At 73.0% G+C, this 20,675-nt stretch carries 18 protein-coding genes; 15 read left to right on the forward strand and 3 right to left on the reverse strand.

Annotation, left to right across the window (positions count from 1 at the left end):
- Positions 1 to 77 precede the first annotated feature (77 nt).
- A complete protein-coding gene (locus HGAM_RS04835) occupies positions 78 to 905 on the forward strand; it encodes a LuxR C-terminal-related transcriptional regulator (protein ID WP_019144347.1) in 828 nt (275 codons plus the stop codon).
- A 242-nt stretch (positions 906 to 1,147) separates the two neighbouring features.
- The gene (locus HGAM_RS04840; protein WP_019144348.1) at positions 1,148 to 3,010 is read left to right on the forward strand and encodes a hypothetical protein; all 1,863 of its coding nucleotides are present in this window, start codon (positions 1,148 to 1,150) and stop codon (positions 3,008 to 3,010) included.
- A gap of 75 nt (positions 3,011 to 3,085) precedes the next feature.
- Here HGAM_RS04840 and HGAM_RS04845 read toward each other — a convergent pair whose 3' ends face one another.
- Positions 3,086 to 3,952 (reverse strand): 3-hydroxybutyryl-CoA dehydrogenase, encoded by an 867-nt coding sequence (locus tag HGAM_RS04845; protein ID WP_019144349.1) that lies wholly within the window; start codon positions 3,950 to 3,952, stop codon positions 3,086 to 3,088.
- Between the two features lie 104 nt (positions 3,953 to 4,056).
- On the opposite strand from HGAM_RS04845, the gene HGAM_RS04850 reads away from it, so the two are divergent.
- Positions 4,057 to 4,452: a hypothetical protein gene (locus tag HGAM_RS04850; RefSeq protein ID WP_147543545.1), complete on the forward strand. Its 396-nt coding sequence runs from the start codon at positions 4,057 to 4,059 to the stop codon at positions 4,450 to 4,452.
- A 51-nt stretch (positions 4,453 to 4,503) separates the two neighbouring features.
- Here the strand turns inward: HGAM_RS04850 and HGAM_RS04855 are convergent, their stop codons facing one another.
- Positions 4,504 to 5,868: an FAD-dependent oxidoreductase gene (locus HGAM_RS04855; protein ID WP_019144351.1), complete on the reverse strand. Its 1,365-nt coding sequence runs from the start codon at positions 5,866 to 5,868 to the stop codon at positions 4,504 to 4,506.
- Between the two features lie 146 nt (positions 5,869 to 6,014).
- Between HGAM_RS04855 and HGAM_RS04860 the strand changes: the two genes are divergently transcribed.
- The 10 genes from HGAM_RS04860 (at position 6,015) to HGAM_RS04905 (ending at position 16,951) form a co-directional block, all read left to right on the forward strand.
- On the forward strand, positions 6,015 to 7,412 hold the full coding sequence (locus HGAM_RS04860) for a phytoene desaturase family protein (protein WP_038951566.1): 1,398 nt from the start codon (positions 6,015 to 6,017) through the stop codon (positions 7,410 to 7,412).
- A gap of 93 nt (positions 7,413 to 7,505) precedes the next feature.
- Positions 7,506 to 7,991 carry an FMN-binding protein gene (locus tag HGAM_RS04865; RefSeq protein ID WP_019144353.1) on the forward strand — a complete coding sequence of 162 codons (486 nt, stop codon included), beginning with the start codon at positions 7,506 to 7,508 and terminating at the stop codon, positions 7,989 to 7,991.
- Between the two features lie 2 nt (positions 7,992 to 7,993).
- Positions 7,994 to 8,848 (forward strand): FAD:protein FMN transferase, encoded by an 855-nt coding sequence (locus tag HGAM_RS17765; RefSeq protein ID WP_019144354.1) that lies wholly within the window; start codon positions 7,994 to 7,996, stop codon positions 8,846 to 8,848.
- Complete coding sequence (locus HGAM_RS04875; protein WP_020691331.1) at positions 8,845 to 10,377, forward strand: ferredoxin--NADP reductase; 1,533 nt, start codon at positions 8,845 to 8,847, stop codon at positions 10,375 to 10,377. The genes HGAM_RS17765 and HGAM_RS04875 overlap by 4 nt, the downstream gene beginning before the upstream one ends.
- Positions 10,378 to 10,470: 93 nt before the next feature.
- Positions 10,471 to 11,601, forward strand: coding sequence for a serine/threonine-protein kinase (locus HGAM_RS17770; RefSeq protein ID WP_019144356.1), 1,131 nt, complete (start codon positions 10,471 to 10,473; stop codon positions 11,599 to 11,601).
- Positions 11,598 to 12,179, forward strand: a complete 582-nt coding sequence (locus tag HGAM_RS17775; protein WP_019144357.1) for a hypothetical protein — start codon at positions 11,598 to 11,600, stop codon at positions 12,177 to 12,179. The genes HGAM_RS17770 and HGAM_RS17775 overlap by 4 nt, the downstream gene beginning before the upstream one ends.
- An 89-nt stretch (positions 12,180 to 12,268) precedes the next feature.
- Complete coding sequence (locus HGAM_RS04890; RefSeq protein WP_019144358.1) at positions 12,269 to 12,541, forward strand: hypothetical protein; 273 nt, start codon at positions 12,269 to 12,271, stop codon at positions 12,539 to 12,541.
- A 52-nt stretch (positions 12,542 to 12,593) separates the two neighbouring features.
- Entirely contained in the window at positions 12,594 to 13,841 is a 1,248-nt protein-coding gene (locus tag HGAM_RS04895) for an HNH endonuclease (RefSeq protein ID WP_019144359.1), read from the forward strand.
- 85 nt (positions 13,842 to 13,926) lie between these two features.
- Entirely contained in the window at positions 13,927 to 16,512 is a 2,586-nt protein-coding gene (gene clpB, locus HGAM_RS04900; RefSeq protein WP_019144360.1) for an ATP-dependent chaperone ClpB, read from the forward strand.
- A gap of 85 nt (positions 16,513 to 16,597) precedes the next feature.
- A complete protein-coding gene (locus HGAM_RS04905) occupies positions 16,598 to 16,951 on the forward strand; it encodes a hypothetical protein (RefSeq protein WP_019144361.1) in 354 nt (117 codons plus the stop codon).
- A gap of 79 nt (positions 16,952 to 17,030) precedes the next feature.
- On the opposite strand, the gene HGAM_RS17780 is transcribed toward HGAM_RS04905, so the two are convergent.
- On the reverse strand, positions 17,031 to 18,476 hold the full coding sequence (locus tag HGAM_RS17780) for an MFS transporter (protein ID WP_019144362.1): 1,446 nt from the start codon (positions 18,474 to 18,476) through the stop codon (positions 17,031 to 17,033).
- A 237-nt stretch (positions 18,477 to 18,713) separates the two neighbouring features.
- Here HGAM_RS17780 and HGAM_RS04915 point away from each other — a divergent pair, with 237 nt between their 5' ends.
- Positions 18,714 to 19,973, forward strand: coding sequence for a glycosyltransferase family 4 protein (locus HGAM_RS04915; protein ID WP_019144363.1), 1,260 nt, complete (start codon positions 18,714 to 18,716; stop codon positions 19,971 to 19,973).
- A complete protein-coding gene (locus HGAM_RS04920) occupies positions 19,960 to 20,673 on the forward strand; it encodes a class I SAM-dependent methyltransferase (protein ID WP_019144364.1) in 714 nt (237 codons plus the stop codon). Before HGAM_RS04915 ends, HGAM_RS04920 begins: the two co-directional genes overlap by 14 nt.
- The last annotated feature ends 2 nt before the right edge of the window (positions 20,674 to 20,675 follow it).

Below are 20,675 nucleotides of genomic sequence, written 5' to 3' on the forward strand. Positions count from 1 at the left end.
GATCGGCCTGTGACGGCGGTCACGTACTATTCAGCCAGTCGTCCCCGACCCCTGCCACCCCCGGAAGGGTGTGAACCGTGGTGCCGTCCGCCCCTGCCGACCGCGACGCCGACGCGCTGCGCACCTGCCTGCGCGGGCTGCGCGCCGACCTGCCCGTGCCGCTGTTCTTCGCCGGGCTCGGCGACGAGGAGGCGGCCGTCCAGACCGAGCTGCTGGGCCAGCGAACGTCCGGTCTGCGCAACCTGCGGGTGCGGCGCGGCTCGGGGCTCGGTGGGCGGGCTCTGGCCGAGGGACGTCCGGCGGCGGTGCGCGACTACCGCACCGCGCGGGGCATCACCCACGAGTACGACCGGCCGGTGCTGGGCGAGGGCGTGACGTCGATCCTGGTCGCCCCGGTCGTGGTCACGGGCACCGTGCGCGGCCTCGTGTACTGCGGCTCCCGCGGGACCGAGACGCTGGGCGACGCGGCCCTGCGGGTCGTGGCGCCGCACGTCCGCCGGCTGGCCGAGGAGATCCGTGTCCGCGACGAGGTCGACCGCCGGGTCGAGGCGGCGGCGGCCTGGACGCGCGAGCGCGACCCCCAGGAGGTGGCCTCGCTGCGCGAGCTGCTCGCCGAGCTGCGCACCATCGCGTCCGGGGTGGACGACCCGGCCCTGCGCGAGCGGCTCGACGGGCTCGGCGACCGGCTGGTGCCGTCCACGCCCGAGCAGCGGGTGCTGACGCGCCGCGAGCTGGACGTCCTCGGGCTGGTCGCGCTGGGGTGCGGCAACGCCGAGGTGGCCCACCGGCTCGACCTGGGCGTGGAGACCGTCCGCAGCTACCTGCGCAACGCGATGCGCAAGCTCGACGCGCACTCGCGGCTCGAGGCGGTCACCGCCGCCCGCCGCCGCGGCGAGCTGCTCTAGGCATACCCCCGCTCCTCGAGCGTGTCGAAAGGGTCCCTTCGACAGGCTCAGGGACCGGGCGCAGGCTCAGGGACCGGGCCGCTCAGGTCCGCGCGCCGGGCGCCGACGGGAGGACGGTCACGGTCGCGTCTTTCCGCATTCCGCCACGGCAGGGGAGGGGTCACGACTATCGTCGAGCCGCTCGGACCCGCTTGATCTCGGGACGCGCAGCTGTCCGTCCCAAGACCCACACGGGGGAACCGATGAACCGTCCCATCCTGCGCTGGCTGTCCGCCACCGCCCTGAGCGGCCTGGTCGCGGCCACGCTGGTCGCACCGATGAGCGCCGCGTCCGCCGCGCCCGCCCCGGCCGCCTTCTGCGCCGACGGCAGCCAGCCGATGGTCACCCAGGACGAGGCCGTCGCGTTCCCCGAGGGCGAGCCGGTCACCGGCCTCACCGTCGTGAAGGGCACGCAGCCCGTCGGGTTCACCGGCGAGTACGTCGGCCACGTCGCGGACGCGCTCGGCAAGGGCGTCGACATGCTGCTGTTCGAGCTCTCCGGAGCCGGCATCGACACGGGCAACCCGCGTGCCGGCATCTGGGCCGGCATGTCCGGCTCGCCCGTCTACGCGCAGGACGGCCGGCTCATCGGCGCCGTCGCGTACGGCCTGACCGGTGACAACCTGCCGATCGCCGGCGTCACGCCCGCCGAGTACATGAAGCAGACCGGCGTCGACCGCAGCGCCCCGGCGCGCGTCGCGCTGACCCGCTCGGCCCTGTCCGGCGCCTCCGCCGCCACCGAGCGCCAGCTGGCCGGCACCAGCCTGCCGAAGCTCAAGACCCGCAAGGTCGTCGCCGGCGGCGCCAAGGGCAACGCCCTGGCCAACCGCACGCTGAAGCGCGTGCCGGGCACGTCCGCCACCGCGCGGGCCGCTCGCGCGGGCGGCTTCGCCTCGGTCGCCGCCCCGACGGTCATCAACGACCCGCTCGTCGCGGGCGGCAACGTCGCCATCGGCTACTCCACGGGCGACCTGTTCTCCGGCGGCGTCGGCACCGTCACGGCGATCTGCGGCTCCACGGTGTGGGCGTTCGGCCACGCGATGGACTTCGCCGGCGAGACGCAGCTGTCGATCCACAACGCCTCGGCCGCGCTGATCGTCCCGGACTCCACCGGCACCACCGGCTCGTTCAAGCAGGTCTCGCAGGTCGGCCAGCAGATCGGCACCGTCAACTACGACGGCTACGGCGCCCTGCGCGGCCAGATCGGCCGGGTCTCCGGCTTCCCGGTCACGACGAACGTCCTCAACGCCGCCGGCAAGCGCATCGACACGTACGCGGGCACCGTCGTCAACCAGGACATGGCTCCCTTCGCCGCCGCCTACGCGCCGGCGTTCGCCGCCGTCGACACCCTCGACAACTCCGGCACGGGCACCGTCCGGCTGGTCTGGCGCATCAACTACACGGTCCGTGGCGGCCGTGCGGGCAGCCTGATCAACACCGACGTGTACTCCGCCCGCGGCGGCGAGCTCGGCGACTACCTGGCCACCGGCATCGGCAACGACGTCGCGAGCCTGATGGGCACCGACCTGGCCGACGTGACCATCACCTCGGTGACGTCGCACCTGACGCTGCAGAGCGCGAAGTCGGTCACCTACCGTCACGCCGGCGCGCAGCGCTGGACCGGCGGGAAGTGGGTCTGGGCGAACGGCACCACCGTCAAGAAGGGCCAGACGATCCACGTCCGCCCGGTCTACCGCCAGTACGTCAACGGACGCCCGCAGGGCACAAGCGTCGGCACCGCTCGCGCGTTCGCCATCTCCAAGACGGCCCGCGGCACCGTGAAGGTCACCTACGCGGCCAAGTCCCAGCAGGTCCCCGAGGGCTGCGAGATGGACGAGGAAGGCGACATCTGGTGCGACGACGAGTTCGGCGAGGAGGAGGAGCCGCGCACGTTCGCCCAGCTCCTCAAGCAGCTGGACGCGCTCGTCCCGTCGACCCACGGCGTGGTCAACGTCAGCTGGAAGTGGAAGAGCAAGCGCGCCAAGGGCGTCAAGGAGCGCGAGGGCTACTCCGTGGCTCCCGGCGCGATCACCGGCACCTACACCGCCGGCATCCGGGTCCGCTGACCCGAGCCTGACGCGGGCGACGAGCCCGGACGCGACGACGCCCCCGACCACCAGGTCGGGGGCGTCGTGCTGTGCTCAGTAGGCGTAGAAGCCGTGGCCGCTCTTCTTGCCGAGCAGGCCGGCGTCGACCATGCGGTCGAGCAGCGGCGGCGGCGAGTACAGCGGCTCCTTGAACTCGTCGTACATCGAGACGCCGATGGCGCGGATCGTGTCCAGGCCGATGAGGTCGCTCAGCGCCAGCGGGCCCATCGGGTGGCCGCAGCCGAGCACCATGCCCTTGTCGATGTCCTCGGCCGAGGCGTAGCCCGCCTCGTACATGCGGATGGCCGAGAGCAGGTAGGGCACCAGCAGGCTGTTGACCACGAAGCCGGCGCGGTCCGTGGCCTCGATCGGCTGCTTGCCGAGCTTCTCGGTGACGAAGTGCTGCATGCGCGCCTTGGTCGACTCGCCCGTGGTGAGCGAGGGGATGAGCTCGACGAGCTGCATGACCGGAGCGGGGTTGAAGAAGTGCACCCCCATCACGCGGTCGGCGCGGCCCGAGACGGCGCCGAGCTTCACGATCGGGATGGACGAGGTGTTGGACGTCAGCACGGCGTCGTCCTGCTCCAGGATCGTGCCCAGGCGCTCGAACAGGCCGAGCTTGACGTCCTCGCGCTCGGACGCGGCCTCGACGACGAGGTCGCGGTCGGCCAGGCGCTCCAGCTCGGTGGTGAAGACGATGCGCCCGAGCGTCGCGTCGACGTCCTCGGCGCTGATCTTGCCGCGCTTCTCGGCCTTGCGCAGCGAGCCCTCGACCCGCTCGCGGGCCGCCTGGGCGGCGTCCTCGGTGACCTCGACGACGATCGTCGACAGCCCGGCGCGTGCCGTGACCTCCGTGATGCCCGAGCCCATCAGTCCGCCGCCGATCACGCCGACCTTCTCGATGTGGTCGAAGTCCGTCATCGTGCCTCCCTCGCAGGTTCCTAGGACGTCACAGTAATTGGCCTCACCCAGCGTCCTCGGCGTGGGTCCGGCGGCCGTCCGGCGTGACGTGGTGGGATGTGGCCATGCACGTCCGTCCCCTCCTGCTCGCCGCGGTCCTGGCGCTCGGCACCGCCGGCTGCGGCCTCGTCCCCGGCGACCTCGGCGGTGGCGACGACACTCCCGTGGCTCCCGGCGACCAGGCGTCGCCCGTGCCCGAGGCGCTGGTCTCGATGACGTGCGGCGCCCCCGAGTCCGGCGTCGTCGCGGTGCGCGGCGTGCTGAGCAACGCCGGGACGAAGGCCGTCCGCTACCAGGTGACCGCCTTCGCCGACGTGGCCGACGGCCAGTCCCGCGGCGCTCGCGTGGCCGTGGTCGGCCCGGTCGCCGGCGGCGCCACCGCCGAGTTCACCGTCGAGGGCGTGCCCACCACCGTCGCGCAGCCCGACTGCCGCGCGCAGGTGCTCAAGCTGCCCGAGTAGACGACGACGCCCCGCCGGGCCGGGGCCGGGCGGGGCGTCGCGTCGGGTGCGTCAGGAGCGCGCGATGCGCACCATGTCCTCGCGCGGGACGACCTTGACGCGCTCGCGCTGGTGCTCGTGGCTCTCGCCCAGGCCGAGCTCGTGCTCGTCGAGCCGCTCCCAGCCCTCCCAGGTCGTGTAGTGCAGGCCGAGCGAGTCCAGGTGGCGGTCGAACGCCTCGCGGTCGGGCTGCTCGGGGGCCTCGAGGCGTCCGGCCTCGAAGTCCTCCAGCAGCATCGTGACGGTCTGGTTGGCGTCGGACTTCGTGTGGCCGATGAGTCCGATCGGACCGCGCTTGATCCAGCCGGTGACGTACGCGCCGGGCAGCGGCGAGCCGTCGATCTCGAGCACGTGGCCGCCGTCGTTGGGCACGACGCCCGCGTTGGTGTCGAACGGCAGGCCCGCGAGCTGGTCGGAGTAGTAGCCGATCGCCCGGTAGACCGCCTGGACCGGCCAGTCCTTGAACTCGCCGGTGCCGCGGACGTTGCCGGTGCCGTCGAGCTCGGTGATCTCGGTGCGCAGGCCCACGACCTTGCCGTCCTCGCCGAGCACCTCGACGGGGTTCTGGCAGAAGTGGATGTGGATGCGGTGCGCGGCGCCGGACGGCTCGGTGGCCAGGTACTTGGTCAGCACGTCGACCACGAGCTTCTGGCTCTTGGACGCGCGGATGGCGTCCATCGAGCCCTCGTCGAACTCGAAGCCCTCGGGGTGCACGATCACGTCGATGTTGGGCGAGTGCGACAGCTCGCGCAGCTCCATCGGGGTGAACTTGACCTGCGCCGGGCCGCGGCGGGCGAAGACGTGGACGTCCTTGGCGGCGTTCTTCTTCAGCCCCTCGTGGACGTTGTCGGGGATCTCGGTGACCAGCAGCTCGTCGGCCGTCTTGGCCAGGATGCGGGCGATGTCGAGGCCGACGTTGCCCACGCCGAGCACGGCGACGGACTCGGCGTGCGGCTGGAAGTCCCACTCGCGCGAGACGTCCGGGTGGCCGTCGTACCAGTACACGAAGTCGGCCGCGCCGTAGCTGCCGTGCAGGTCGATGCCGGGGATGTCGAGGTCACGGTCGCGGCGGGCGCCCGTGGCGAACACGACCGCGTCGTAGAACGTGCGCAGCTGCTCGAGCTTGAGGTCGTCGCCGTACGCGACGTTGCCGAAGAAGCGGATCGCGTCGTTGCTCATGACGCGCTTGAGCGCCTTGATGATCTCCTTGATCCGCGGGTGGTCCGGTGCCACGCCGTAGCGGATCAGCCCGAACGGCGTCGGGTCGCGCTCGATCAGGTCGACGGTGACGTCGGCGTCGGACTTGGTCAGGATGTCGGCGGCGTAGATGCCGGCCGGTCCCGCGCCCACGATGGCGACGCGCAGCTGCCTGCTCATTCAGTGTTCTCCCGGGTCGTCTGGGGTCTTAGGCAAGCCTAAACGGTCGGGCCAACGTGGGCCCGGGCGCGTCCATCGGGCAAGACGTCCCCCGATTGCGGCGCCTCGCACGGGGCGACAGGGTGGAGAGGACGAAGGGAGTGCCCGTGTCGACAGCCGTCGTGGTGGGATCGGGGCCGAACGGCCTGTCAGCGGCCATCGTCCTGGCCCAGGCCGGGCTGGACGTGACCGTGCTCGAGGCGCACGACTCGATCGGCGGCGGCACCCGCACCGAGGAGCTGACGCTGCCGGGCGTCCTGCACGACGTCTGCTCCGCCGCGCACCCGACGGGCCTGGCGTCGCCGTTCTTCCGCGCCCTGCCGCTGGCCGAGCACGGCCTGGAGTGGCTGTGGCCCGAGATCGACGCCGTGCACCCGCTCGACGACGGCCGCGGGGCCGCGCTGTACCGCGACCTCGACCGGACGGTCGAGGGGCTCGGTGTCGACGGCGACCGCTGGCGCCGCGTCTTCGGCCCGCTCGTCGAGCACAAGGAGGCCCTGGTCGACGAGCTGTTCGGCCCGATCGTGCACGTCCCGGCCCACCCGCTGGTGATGGCCCGCTTCGGCGTCAACGCGCTGCTGCCCTCCACCGTCTTCGCCAAGCGGTTCGAGGACCCCCAGACCCGTGCCCTGTTCGCCGGCATGTCCGACCACGCCGTCCAGCCACTCACCCGTCCGACCACGGCCGCCCTGGGCCTGATGTTCGGCACGTTCTCGCACGGCTGGGGCTGGCCGGTCGCCAAGGGCGGCTCGATCTCGATCACGCGCGCGATGGCGTCGCTGCTGGAGAAGCTCGGCGGACGCATCGAGACCGGGCACCGGGTCACCGAGCTGCCGCACGCCGACGTCGTCATGCTCGACACGAGCCCGGACCAGGCGCTCACGCTCGCCGGCGACCGCGCACCGTGGCACGTGCGCCGCTCGCTGCGGAAGTGGCGCTACGGGCCCGGCACGTTCAAGGTCGACTACGCCGTGGCCGAGGGCGTCCCGTGGACGAACGAGAAGGCGCGCCACGCCGGCACCGTCCACCTCGGTGGCGAGATCGAGGAGGTCACCGCCGCCGAACAGGCCATCGCGAAGGGGCGGATGCCCGACCGCCCCTTCGTCATCGTGTGCCAGCAGCACCTGGCCGACCCGAGCCGCTCGAACGGCGACGTGCACCCGATCTGGGCCTACGCGCACGTCCCGCACGGGTACGAGGGCGACGCCACCGAGGCCGTCACCGCGCAGATCGAGCGGTTCGCCCCGGGCTTCCGCGAGCGGGTGCTGGCCAAGGCCGTCCGCGGGCCGCAGGCCTGGCACGACTACAACGCCAACTACGTCGGTGGCGACATCGCCGGCGGGGCGAACGACCCGTGGCAGGTGGTGATGCGGCCGCGCATGTCGCCGGACCCGTACCGTGTCGCCGACGGCGTCTACCTCTGCTCGGCGTCGACCCCGCCCGGTGGCGGTGTGCACGGCATGTCCGGGTTCCAGGCCGCGGTCCGGGCCGTCCGCTCGCTGTGAGCCGCGACTCGGGACGCGTGCGGCGGAACTAGCCCGGACGGGGGATCGTTGTACCGACAAGTTCCGATGTCGTCCCGTGTCCCAGGAGGACCGATGAAGCTCACCCGCCTGCCCCAGGCCGCCGCCGGCGCGGCCGCCGCCTCGCTGATGCTGCTCACCGCCGCCTGCGGCTCGGACGACTCGTCCGACGCGTCGAGCGAGGCCACCAGTGCCAGCCCGTCGCCCGAGGCCAGCCAGGAGGCGCCCGCCGACGCCGCCCCCGACGCGGGCGCCACCGGCACCTACACGGCCGGCGACTACGACGCCGAGGGCAGCTACCAGACGCCCGCCGGCACGCAGAGCGTCGAGGTCGAGGTGACGCTCGAGGCCGACGGCACGATCACCGCCGTGGAGGTCGACCCGCAGGCCGAGGGTGGCAACTCCGAGATGTTCCAGAAGAAGTTCGCCGGCGGCATCAGCAAGGTCGTCGTCGGCAAGAAGATCGACGAGCTGGACGTCTCGAAGGTGGCCGGCTCGTCGCTCACCAGCGGCGGCTTCAACGCCGCCATCGAGGACATCGCCGGCCAGGCGCAGGCCTGACCGTGCACACGTGGGGCTTCGAGGCGCTGGGCACGGCGTGGCAGGTCGACACCGCCGCGCCGCTCGGCGACGCCCCGCGTGAGCGGGTCCGCGAGCGGGTCGAGCAGTACGACCGCGACTGGTCGCGCTTCCGCACCGACGGGCCGGTCGCCGAGCTGGCCCGCACCGGACGCGCCGCGCTGGCCGACGAGGCCGGCGACCTGCTCGACGTCTACACGACGCTGCACCGGCTGACCGGCGGGGCGATGAACCCGCTCGTCGGAGCCAGCCTCGAGCGGCTGGGCTACGACCCGGCGTACACCCTGCAGCCGTCGGGCGACCCGGTGCCCGCACCGTCCTGGGACGCGGTCACCTGGGCCCCGCCCGTGCTGGACGTGCCGCCGGCGACGGTGCTGGACGTCGGTGCCGCTGGCAAGGGGCAGCTGGTGGACCTCGTGACCGACCTGCTGCTCGCCGACGGCGTGGACGTCCTCACCGTCGACGGCAGCGGCGACCTGCGGCACGTGGCCGGCGAGCCGCTCCGGGTCGCGCTCGAGCACCCCGACGACTCCTCCCTCGCCGTCGGGGTGCTCGAGCTCGACCCGGGCCTGGCGCTGTGCGCGTCCGCCGCGAACCGGCGGGCCTGGGGCGACGGGCTGCACCACGTGCTGGACGCCCGCACCGGGCTGCCGACCGACGAGGTCGTCGCCACCTGGGTCGTGGCCGAGCGGGCGCTCGTCGCCGACGCCCTCGCCACCGCCCTGTTCCTCGCCCCGGCCGACCGGCTGGCCGAGGCGTTCGACTTCTCCGCGCTCGTCATCACCGCCGACGGGCGGGCCGCCGTGCACGGGGACCTGACCGGGGAGCTCTTCTCGTGAGAACCGCACTGACCCGCCTGGACGCCCTGCTGGGCCGCGGCACCATGTATCGGCTCGTGACGATCGTCCTGGCCGTGCTCGCGGTGTACTCGATCGCCCTGGCCGCCCTGGAGGAGCTCGACCCGGGCATCTTCTCGGTCGGCCCGATGCTGCTCAGCCTCGTCGTCCTCGTGGCGTCGACCGCGGCGACCAGCGTCGTGCTCGGCCGGGCCCTGCGCACCCGCGTGCACGTCGAGTCGTCGGTCATCACCGCGCTCATCCTGTGGTTCCTGTACTGGCCCGCGCAGGACGCGGCCGGCTACGGCTGGCTCGCGCTGCTCGGCCTCCTGGCCGGGGCGTCGAAGTTCGTGCTCGCCTGGCGCGGCCGGCACGTGCTCAACCCGGCCGCCGCGGGCGCGGTGCTCCTGCTGCTGGTCGGCGAGGTCACCGGCTGGGGCGTCCCGTCCACCACTTGGTGGGCGGCGAGCGAGCCGCTGTTCTGGCCGGTCGTCGTGGGCGCGCTGCTGATCCTGCACCGCACCCGTCGCCTGCCGATGGGCCTCGTCTTCGTCGTCGTGGCCGCCGCACTGAGCATCTGGGGCCTGATGGCGTTCTCGCCGTTCTCGGACGCCTGGCAGTTCGCGCTCTACTCGTCCCCGATCGTGTTCTTCGCCGGCGTGATGCTGAGCGAGCCGCTGACGCTCTCGCCGCGCCGCTGGCAGCAGCTGGTGCTCGCGGCCGCCGCGGCGGTGCTGTTCACCTGGCCGCTGTGGACGCAGCGGGCGTTCAACGAGGCCGTCGTGCTCGGCCCGTTCGAGAGCACGTACGAGATCGCGCTGCTGGCGGTGAACCTGGTGGCGTTCCTGCTGGGGCAGCGCGGCGGCGTCCGGCTCGACGTCGTCGACAAGCGGAAGCTGACCCCGGACGTGTGGGAGCTGCGCTTCCACCCCCAGCGTCCGCTGCGCTTCCGTCCCGGCCAGTACCTCGAGCTCGACCTCACCGGCCGCGGCAACGACCGCCGTGGCACGCGCCGGGCGTTCAGCATCTCGTCCGCCCCCGGCGACGAGGTGACCGTCGCGGTCCGCGTCCCGGAGCGGCCCAGCGCGTTCAAGCAGGCGCTGGTCGGGCTCGACGAGGGCGACGTCGTGCGTGCCACGAGCGTGTCGGGCGACTTCACCTGGCCGCGCGCGTCCCGCCCGATGCTGCTGGTCGCGGGCGGCATCGGCATCACCCCGTTCGTGAGCCAGCTGCGCCACCACGACTGCGACGACGTCGTGCTCGTCTACGGCGTGACGGGCCCGGACGACGTGGCCTACCGCGACGAGCTCGCCGCCACCGGCGCCCGGGTCGTCGTCGTCTCGCCCCAGCGTCCCGACCTGCCCGAGGGATGGACCTGGGCTGAAGGCTCGTTCGTCACCGCCGAGGTGCTCGACGAGCACGTGCCCGACCACCGCGACCGGGTCGCGTACGTGTCCGGCCCGCCGGCGATGGTGCACGCCGTCCGGCGCTTCGTGCCGCGGGCGCGTACGGACTACTTCAGCGGGTACTGACCGACGTCGGGCGGCGCCGTGCGGCGCCTTCCCCGATGATGGTCGATGTCCGCGCCGGCGCCGCCGGCGACACCAGACGAGCAAGGGGGATGCGTGAGCACACCGACGCTGCTGGGCGACCGGTACCAGCTGGGTGAGGTGATCGGCAGCGGCGGCATGGCCGACGTCTACCTGGCCAAGGACCAGCTGCTGGGTCGCGAGGTCGCCGTGAAGGTGCTGCGCGACCCCGAGCCCGACCCGACGGACCGCGCGCGCTTCATGAGCGAGGCGCGGACGCTGGCCGGGCTCAACCACCCGCACCTCGTGACGCTGCTCGACGCCGGCACGAGCTCGGACCGGCCGTTCCTGGTCATGGAGCTGGTGCGCGGCACGAACCTGGGCGAGGCGACCCGCCGCGGTGGCCCCGTGCCGCCGCGCCGCATGGCCGAGGTGGGTGCCCAGGTGGCCGAGGCCCTGGCCTACGTCCACGACGCCGGCGTCGTCCACCGCGACGTGAAGCCGGGCAACGTGCTGCTGCGCGAGGACCGTCGCGTGCTGCTCGCCGACTTCGGCATCGCCCGGCTGGTCAACGACACCGCGCACCACACCCGGGTCGGCACCACGATCGGCTCGCCGGCCTACTTCTCGCCCGAGCAGGTGCAGGGCCTCGCGGTGACGCCGGCCTCGGACGTCTACTCGCTCGGCCTGGTGCTGCTCGAGGCGCTGACCGGCGAGCGTGCCTACAGCGGCACCCCGACCGAGGCCGCCATGGCGCGCCTGAACCGCAACCCCGACATCCCGTCGACGCTGCCGGCCGGCTGGGTCTCGCTGCTGCGCGCCATGACGGACCCCGAGCCCACGCGCCGACCGGACGCCAAGCACGTCCTGGAGCGGCTGCGGGCGCTGGCGGCCGGCGACGAGGACGCCGCGGCGACCCAGCTGGCCGACGCGACCCAGGTCGCCGGGGCCACGCAGATGATGCCGGCGGCGACGCCTGCCGCGCGTCCGGACCCGACGACGGCCACCCCCGTGGCCGCGCGCACCGACGGGCCCGCGGCCGACAAGCGCAAGCGTCCGTACTGGCCGATCGCCCTGGGCATCGCCGTGGTCGCCGCGGTGGTGGTCGCGCTGGTCGTGCTGGGCAACCGCGGCGAGACCGTGCCCGACGTCCCGCAGGACGTCCCGTCCCAGCTGCAGGACCCGTTGCAGGAGCTGCACGACTCGGTCGAGGAGGCGGGACAGTGAGGACGCAGGACTTCGGCCGGCGGCTGGCGGCTGCCGCGACCACGACGGTGCTGAGCCTCGGCCTGCTCGCCGGCTGCGGCGGCCAGGACGACCCGCTGGCACCGCTGTACGAGACGCTCGGCCAGATCGACGACAGCATCGTCGCCGGCGAGTACGACCAGGCCCGCGACCAGGTCGCCGACCTGCTCGACCAGGTCAGCCAGGCGCGCACCGACGGCGACATGACGAAGCCGGCCGCCACCCGCATCCGCGACGCGGCCAAGGCGCTTCGCTCCGAGCTCGCCGAGGCTGAGAAGGCCGAGGAGGAGCCGACCGGCACCCCGACGACGCCGGCGCCCACCACCGATTCGTCCCAGGACGAGGCGGACGAGAAGGAGCGCGAGAAGGCCGAGCGCGAGGCCGAGAAGCAGCGCCAGGCCGAGGAGCGCCAGGCCGAGAAGGAGCGACGCGAGCGCGAGAAGCAGAACACGCCGACCCCGGCGCCGACGACGCAGGCCCCGACCACGGACGCGCCCACGACGGAGCCTCCGGCGTCCGACTCGGGCACGCCGGACGGTGACGGCGACGGCGAGGGCTGACGCTCGTTCGTCCGAACCGCCTCCGTGACGGTGCCGGGTGCGCGACGATGTCGGGGCTCGCGATGGTCGCGGGCTGATCGGAGTGACCCATGCGCGTCCCGCGTCTCGATGCCCCACGCCTGCTGCTCGTCGGCGCGCTGCTGATCGCCGCCGGGGTGGTGCTGCAGCTGGGCGTCTATCAGTGGGAGTGGTTCGGGGACGAGTGGTACGGCGTCCTCGGGGACGGGTTCGACGTCAGGTTCTACGTGTTCACCGTCCTGAGCCAGGTGCTCGGACCGCTCGGCGTGGCCTTCGTGGCGGGCGCGTTCGTGCTCGCGGCGCTGACGCCGCGGGAGCGGCCCGACACGAGCGAGATCGCCTGAGAACCTGGGGATTTTCTCTGGTCATCGAACAGGTGTTCGAGTACACTGAGGCATGGCCTCGGGGGACGTGATCGACCAACTTCGCAGCGCGGCGGACGCGCTCGGCGGTCACGCGTGCCCGGCCGACCGGCTGCGGGCGATCCAGCGCGCGCAGGACGCCCTCGACGCCGCCAAGGCTGAGGCGGTGGTCGAGCTCGAGGAGTCGCGTGGCTTCGAGGACGACGGTTCCTCCACCCCGAAGGCGTGGCTGGCCCGTGAGCTGCGGCTCGACCCGGCCGAGGCCGGGACGCTGAGCCGGGTGGGAGCCGCGCTGCGCGACCTGCCACTGGTGGCCGAGGCGTTCGCAGCCGGACGCCTGCGGCTCGCCCACGTCCGCGAGCTGGCGTTCGCGCTCAAGCACGTCGGGCGCGAGGTCGTCGTCGAGGCGCAGCCCTGGTTGCTCGAGGTCGCCACGGCGTGCGAGCCGGCCGAGCTCCGCCGCGTCGTGAAGGCGCTGCGCGAGGCGGTCTACCCCGACGAGCTCGACGAGGCCTGGGTGCGCGGCATGGAGCGCCAGGACGTCCGGCTGTCGCCCGTGCCGGAGGGGTGGCACCTCACTGGCTTCCTCGGCGCCGAGACCGGGGCGAAGCTGGACGTCGTCCTGCGCTCGCTGTCGGCACCTCGTGACGCCGACGACGACCGGTCGACGGCCGAGCGCCGGGTCGACGGGTTCGACGAGCTGCTGACCGGCGTCATCGAGCATGGGCTCCCGCAGGACCGTGGCGTCCGGCCGCACCTCACCGTCACTGCCGACCACGACACGCTCGCGCACGCTGCGGGTGCCTCGCGCGAGCCGGGCACGCACCCGGCCCACCTGCACGGCTTCGGCTCGATCGGCAAGGGCCTGCTCGGGCTGCTGCTCTGCGGCTCGGACGCCACGCCGGTGCTCACCGACGTCAAGCACGCGGTGCTCGACGTCGGTCCGACCGTCCGGCTCGCCACCGCCGCCCAGCGCAAGGCGGTGAACGCCCGCCAGGGCGGCGAGTGCGCGGCGCCGCGCTGCTCGGCCCCCGTCGTCCACGTCCACCACGTCGTCTGGCACAGCAAGGGCGGGCCGACCGACCTGGCCAACCTGGTCGGGCTGTGTCCGCGCTGCCACACCCTCGTCCACCGCGGCCTGCTGCACGTCGACCCGGTCGACCACCGCTTCACCGTCGGCTCGGGAGCGCCGGTGCTCGCCCGCCCGAGCCGCTACCTCCAGGCCCGTCGCGCCCGCAAGCGCGTCCGCCACCGCAGGCCCCAGCCCTGGCTCAGCGGCTGAGTCCGCGCTCAACCAAGTTGAGGGGAATGGACTCAACTTCGGTACGGTTCTACTCAGTGAGACCGAACCTCACCGAGGAGCACGCATGGACCTTTCCACCTTCACGACGCGGTCCCAGCAGGCGCTGGGAGCCGCCATCTCGGCCGCTGCCGCTGCGGGCAACCCCGCCGTGGAGCCGGCCCACGTCCTCGCCGCCCTGCTCGAGCAGGAGGGTGGCACTGCCGCCCCGCTCGTCCAGGCCGCCGGTGCGGACCCGCGCGCCGTCGCGCAGCAGCTGGGCACCGAGCTCGCCGGCCTGCCGTCGGCGTCCGGCGCCAGCGTCCAGACCCCCGGCCTGGCCCGCGCCACCCACGAGGTGCTGCAGCGCGCCACCGACCTGGCCAAGCAGCTCGGCGACGAGTTCGTCTCGACCGAGCACCTGGTCGTCGGCATCGCCACCGTCCAGTCGGGCGCCCGCACCGTCCTGGAGCGCGCCGGCCTCACCGCCGAGACGCTGCAGGCCGCGTTCGAGGCCGTCCGCGGCAGCGCCCGCGTCACGAGCGCGGACGCCGAGGACACCTACCAGTCGCTGGAGAAGTACGGCGTCGACCTGACCGCCGCCGCCCGCGACGGCAAGCTCGACCCGGTCATCGGCCGCGACAGCGAGATCCGCCGCGTCGTGCAGGTGCTCAGCCGCCGCACGAAGAACAACCCCGTGCTCATCGGCGAGCCCGGCGTCGGCAAGACCGCCGTCGTCGAGGGCCTGGCCCAGCGCATCGTCGCCGGGGACGTCCCCGAGTCGCTGCGCGGCCGCCGGCTCATCTCGCTCGACCTCGGCGCCATGGTCGCCGGCGCGAAGTACCGCGGCGAGTTCGAGGAGCGGCTCAAGGCCGTCCTGGCCGAGATCAAGCAGTCCGAGGGCCAGGTCATCACCTTCATCGACGAGCTGCACACGGTCGTCGGCGCGGGTGCGTCCGGCGACGGCTCGATGGACGCCGGCAACATGCTCAAGCCGATGCTGGCCCGCGGCGAGCTGCGCATGATCGGTGCCACGACGCTCGACGAGTACCGCGAGAACATCGAGAAGGACCCGGCTCTGGAGCGCCGGTTCCAGCAGGTCTACGTCGGCGAGCCCTCCGTCGAGGACACCATCGCCATCCTGCGCGGCCTCAAGGAGCGGTACGAGGCGCACCACAAGGTCGCCATCGCCGACTCCGCGCTGGTCGCCGCGGCCACGCTGTCGCACCGGTACATCCCCGGCCGCCAGCTGCCCGACAAGGCGATCGACCTGGTCGACGAGGCCGGCAGCCGCCTGCGCATGGAGATCGACTCCAGCCCGGTCGAGATCGACGAGCTCCGCCGCTCGGTCGACCGGCTCAAGATGGAGGAGTTGCACCTGTCGTCCGAGGAGGACGACGCGTCCAAGGAGCGGCTGGAGAAGCTGCGCGTCGAGCTGGCCGACAAGCAGGAGAACCTGCGGGCGCTCGAGCAGCGCTGGGAGTCCGAGAAGCAGCAGCTCAACGCGGTCGGCGAGATCAAGGAGCGCATCGACGAGGTGCGCGTGGCCGCCGAGAAGGCGCAACGCGAGGGCGACATGGGCACCGCCAGCCGGCTGCTCTACGCCGAGATCCCGGCGATGGAGAAGCAGCTGGAGGAGGCGCAGGCCGCCGAGCGCAGCAACGACGACCTCATGGTGCGCGAGGAGGTCGGCTCCGACGAGATCGCCGAGGTGGTCGCCGCCTGGACCGGCATCCCGACCGGACGCCTGCTCGAGGGCGAGAGCGGCAAGCTGCTGCGCATGGAGGACGAGATCGGTCGCCGGCTGATCGGCCAGAAGGCCGCGGTCACCGCCGTCTCGGACGCCGTGCGCCGCTCGCGGGCCGGCATCTCCGACCCCGACCGTCCCACCGGCTCGTTCCTGTTCCTCGGCCCCACCGGCGTCGGCAAGACCGAGCTGGCCAAGGCGCTGGCGGACTTCCTGTTCGACGACGAGCGGGCGATCATCCGCATCGACATGAGCGAGTACAGCGAGAAGCACGCGGTCTCGCGGCTGGTCGGCGCGCCTCCGGGCTACGTCGGCTACGACGAGGGCGGCCAGCTCACCGAGGCCGTGCGGCGACGCCCGTACTCGGTGGTGCTGCTGGACGAGGTCGAGAAGGCCCACCCCGAGGTCTTCGACATCCTGCTCCAGGTGCTCGACGACGGACGCCTGACCGACGGCCAGGGCCGCACGGTCGACTTCCGCAACACGATCATCATCCTGACCTCGAACCTGGGCTCGTCGTTCCTGGTCGACCCGGCGCTGGACGACAAGGCCAAGCGCGACGCGGTCATGGAGGTCGTGAAGGTCTCGTTCAAGCCCGAGTTCCTCAACCGGCTCGACGAGGTCGTCATGTTCGACCCGCTGGGTACCGAGGAGCTGACCCGCATCGTCGACCTGCAGATCGACGCGCTGGCGCACCGGCTCACCAACCGGCGCATCACGCTCGAGGTCACCGACGCGGCCAAGGAGTGGCTGGCGCTCACCGGCTGGGACCCGGCCTACGGCGCCCGTCCGCTGCGCCGCCTGGTGCAGCAGGCCATCGGCGACCGGCTCGCCCGGGCGCTGCTGGCCGGCGACATCCGTGACGGCCAGACGGTCAAGGTCGACCGGGCCCCGGACGCCGACGAGCTCAGCGTCACCCCGGCCTGATCCACGGTCAGCGGCCCCTCCCCGATTCCAGCGGGGAGGGGCCGTTCCGCGTCCGGGGAGGGCGCCGACGGGGTACCTTCGGCCGGTGAGGACTCGCGTTCGTGACCTGGTCGAGCGGCTGCGCTCGCACGGCATCGAGGCGCGCTACGACCACACCGACCACCTGCTCGTGGTCGACGCGGTGGACCACCGCCCGACCGTCGGGGTGCCGTGGGTGCTCCAGGTGGACGACGGCGTGCTGGAGGAACGGGTCGACGCCAGGTGGCGCCTGCGAGGGGTCGACGCCTGGACGCGGAAGGAAGCGTTCGACGAGCTCTTCTGGTCGCTGTGGCAGGACCTGGAGCCTGACCGCGCGGCGCACGGGCCATTCCGGCTCGACCAGGTCGGGAACGTGATCCCGGCTGCCTTCGACGATCCGCCGGGGTACCGAGCCGGCTGAGCTTGAAGCCGGCCTGACCCACGGCCGGCGGCCCCTCCCCGATTCCGACGGGGAGGGGCCGCTCGCTCGTCCGGGGTGGTCAGCCGACGTGGACGACCTGCGGTGCGTCCGCGGACGGGAGCAGGTCCTCCTTCGGGCCGCGCACGGTCACCGCAGCCACGACCGCGGCCAGCAGCATCGCGACGCCGGCGGCGACGAACACCGCCGCGTACCCGTCGGTGAGGGCCGCCGGCACGGCCGAGCCGTCGACCAGCGACGACTCCATGGCGTCCGCGTAGAAGACGGTGAACAGCGCCAGGCCGATCGATCCGCCGACCTGCATCGCCGAGTTCACCGTCGCCGCTGCGGCACCGGCGTCGTGCGCGGCGACGCCGGTCAGGGCCAGGTTCTGCAGCGGCACGAACACCATCGCCAGACCGACACCGATGAGGATGAGCCCCGGCATGACGTGGGTCAGGTAGCCGCCGTCCGGCGTGATGCGCGAGAGCAGCAGCAGGCCGGCCGCGGCCACGACCGGGCCGACGACCATGACCGGACGCGGGCCGATGCGCGGCAACAGCTTGGTCACGAACGGCACGACCACGAGGGTCGCGGCGGTCATCACGACGTTGGCCAGGCCGGCCTCGAGCGGAGACATGCCGAGCACGATCTGCAGGTGGAACGTCAGGTAGAGCGTGGCGCCGATCAGCACGGCGCCGACGACGGCCTGGACGATGAACGCACCCGCGCGCACCCGGTGGGTCAGGACGCGCAGGGGGAGCAACGGCTGAGAGACCCGCGACTCCACGAGCACGAACGCGGCCAGCAGGACGACGCCGAGCGTCAGGAAGCCGATCGTGTCGAGCTCGCCCCAGCCGTGCTCGGCGCGGGTGAAGCCGTAGACGAGCGAGCCGAGACCGAGGGTCGCGGTGACCGCGCCCCAGACGTCGTAGCGGTTGTCGCCCTCGGCGGTGCTCTCGCTGAGCAGCAGCACGCCGCCGACCAGGCCGAGCGCGCCGAAGAACAGGTTGACCAGCAGGCACCAGCGCCAGTCGGCGTACTCGGTCAGCACGCCGCCGAGCAGCAGGCCGACGGCCGCGCCGCTGCCCGCGATGGCGCCGAAGACGGCGAAGGCGACGTTGCGGTCCGGTCCCGAGGGGAACGTGACGGTGAGCAGGCCGAGCGCGGCCGGCGCCAGCAGCGCGGCGAACACGCCCTGCAGGCCGCGGGCGGCGATGAGCTCGCCGGCCGACTGGGCCAGCCCGCCCCACAGCGAGGCGAGGGCGAAGCCGGCCATGCCGACGAGGAAGACGCGCCGGCGTCCGGCGTAGTCGGCGATGCGGCCGCCGAGCAGCAGCAGCGCGCCGAAGGTCAGGGCGTACGCGGTGACGACCCACTGGCGCTGGCCGTCGGTCAGGCCGAGCTCGGCCTGGGCCTGCGGCAGGGCGATGTTGACGATGGTGCCGTCGAGGACGACGACCAGCTGGGTGAGCGACAGGACGGCGAGCGTCCACCATCGGCGGCGGTCGGTGGAAGGGGCAGACATGCAGAAACCTCCAGGCTTCTGTGACGAAGATGCTGGAGGTTTCGAGCCTCGGACCGGCGTGCCCGCGGGCCGCCGACCTTCCCCGGGCACCGTGCCCGGTCAGGCCGCCCAGTCTACCGGCGCCCGCCGGGTGCCCTCGGCCATGCGCGACGTGATCGCGGCCACCCGCCGGGGCGCCAGGTTACGCACCCGTAGGATTGGCACTCATTCGTCCGGGAGCGGAAAGGGAGGGCCCTCGTGCGCATCGCCCTGCTCTCGTACCGCAGCAAGGAGCACGGTGGCGGCCAGGGCGTCTACGTCCGCCACCTCGCGAAGGGCCTGGCCGACCTGGGCCACGACGTCGAGCTGCTCAGCGGCCAGCCGTACCCCGAGACGCTCGACCCCCGCGTCACGCTGACCAAGCTGCCGAGCCTCGACCTCTACCGCGAGCCCGACCCGTTCCGCACGCCGCGTCTCAGCGAGTTCACCTCCTGGATCGACGTGCTCGAGTACGTCGTCACCAAGACCGGACGCTTCAGCGAGCCGCTCACCTTCAGCCTGCGCGCCGCCCGCCACCTGCGCAGGCACGGCGCCGGCGTCGACGTCGTCCACGACAACCAGGGCCTGGGCTACGGCATGCTCGCCGTCCAGCGTCGGCTGCCGCTGGTGACGACCATCCACCACCCGATCACCCGCGACCTGCGCGTCGAGCTCGCCTCCGCGCAGGGCTGGAAGCAGCGCTTCGGCCTGCGCCGCTTCTACTCCTTCCTGCCGATGCAGAAGCGCGTCGCGCGCCGGCTGCAGGTCGTGCTCGGCGTCTCCAGCGTCTCCGCGGACGACACCGCCGCCGACTTCGGCATGGACCGCTCGCGCATCCGGGTCGTCCCGCTCGGCGTCGACACCGACCTGTTCGCCCCGCCGCTCGACGGCGTCCGCGTGCCCGGCCGCATCGTGGCCGTCGCGAGCGCCGACAAGCCGCTCAAGGGCGTCCGCCACCTGCTCGAGGCCGTGGCGAAGCTGCGCACCGAGCGCGACGACGTGCACCTCGAGCTCGTGTGCCGGCTCGAGCCGGGCGGCGAGAGCGAGCGGCGCATCGCCGAGCTCGGCCTCGAGGACGTCGTCCACCCGGTCGCCGGCGTCAGCGACGCCGAGCTCGCCGCGCTGCTCGCGTCGGCCGAGGTCATGTGCGTCCCGTCGATGTACGAGGGGTTCTCGCTGCCGACCGTCGAGGCGCTGGCCAGCGGCACCCCCGTGGTCGCCAGTGACGCCGGCGCGCTGCCCGAGGTCGTCGGCCGCGACTCCGGTGCCGGCGTGCTCGTGCCGCCCGGCGACGTCGACGCGCTCGTGGCCGCCCTCGGCCGCGTGCTCGACGAGCCCGCCGAGCGCGCCCGCATGGGCGAGGCCGGACGCGCGCGAGCGCTGCAGAAGTTCAGCTGGATCGCCGTCGCGCGCGCGACGGTCGAGACGTACGAGGCGGCCGTCGCGCTGCACCAGGAGGACACCCGTGCTGACCGTTGACTTCGACCGTCTCGGCGTCGGACCCGGCACCCGCTTCATCGACGTGGGAGCCGGCGCGGGCCGCCACTCCTACGAGGCGCTGCGCCGCGGCGCCGACGTCATCGCCTTCGACCTGGACGCCCAGGAGCTCAAGGGCGTCGAGGAGATGTTCGGCGCGCTCGAGGTCGCCGGCGAGGTGCCGGCCACCGGCACCGGCTCGGTCCAGCCCGGCACGATCCTCGACATGCCCTACGAGGACGGCTCGTTCGACGTCGTCCTGGCCTCGGAGATCCTCGAGCACGTCCCCGAGGACGACCAGGCGATCAGCGAGCTCGTGCGCATCCTGCGTCCGGGTGGCCTGCTCGCGATCACCGTCCCGCGCTGGCTGCCCGAGCGGGTCTGCTGGGCGCTGTCGGACGAGTACCACGCCAACGAGGGCGGCCACATCCGCATCTACAAGGCCGACGAGCTGCGCGCCAAGGTGCGCGACGCCGGCATGGTCCCGACCCACCAGCACCACGCTCACGCGCTGCACTCGCCGTACTGGTGGCTCAAGTGCGCGGTCGGCGTGAACCGCGAGGACAGCCGGCTCGTGCAGGCGTACCACCGGCTGCTGGTCTGGGACATGATGAAGGCGCCCAAGACGACCCGCCTGGCCGAGAAGGCGCTCGATCCGCTCCTCGGCAAGAGCGTCGCGCTGTACTTCCGGAAGCCCGCCTGAGC

The organism is Aeromicrobium massiliense JC14, from assembly GCF_000312105.1.
GTDB lineage: Bacteria > Actinomycetota > Actinomycetes > Propionibacteriales > Nocardioidaceae > Aeromicrobium > Aeromicrobium massiliense.

What these genes read in the sequence shown, in the direction of transcription:
- HGAM_RS04840 (WP_019144348.1), top strand. Translation starts at nt 1,148, where the DNA reads ATGAACCGTCCCATCCTGCGCTGGCTGTCCGCCACCGCCCTGAGCGGC.
- HGAM_RS04845 (WP_019144349.1), bottom strand. Translation starts at nt 3,952, where the DNA reads ATGACGGACTTCGACCACATCGAGAAGGTCGGCGTGATCGGCGGCGGA.
- HGAM_RS04850 (WP_147543545.1), top strand. Translation starts at nt 4,057, where the DNA reads ATGCACGTCCGTCCCCTCCTGCTCGCCGCGGTCCTGGCGCTCGGCACC.
- HGAM_RS04855 (WP_019144351.1), bottom strand. Translation starts at nt 5,868, where the DNA reads ATGAGCAGGCAGCTGCGCGTCGCCATCGTGGGCGCGGGACCGGCCGGC.
- HGAM_RS04865 (WP_019144353.1), top strand. Translation starts at nt 7,506, where the DNA reads ATGAAGCTCACCCGCCTGCCCCAGGCCGCCGCCGGCGCGGCCGCCGCC.
- HGAM_RS04890 (WP_019144358.1), top strand. Translation starts at nt 12,269, where the DNA reads ATGCGCGTCCCGCGTCTCGATGCCCCACGCCTGCTGCTCGTCGGCGCG.
- HGAM_RS04895 (WP_019144359.1), top strand. Translation starts at nt 12,594, where the DNA reads ATGGCCTCGGGGGACGTGATCGACCAACTTCGCAGCGCGGCGGACGCG.
- clpB (WP_019144360.1), top strand. Translation starts at nt 13,927, where the DNA reads ATGGACCTTTCCACCTTCACGACGCGGTCCCAGCAGGCGCTGGGAGCC.
- HGAM_RS17780 (WP_019144362.1), bottom strand. Translation starts at nt 18,476, where the DNA reads ATGTCTGCCCCTTCCACCGACCGCCGCCGATGGTGGACGCTCGCCGTC.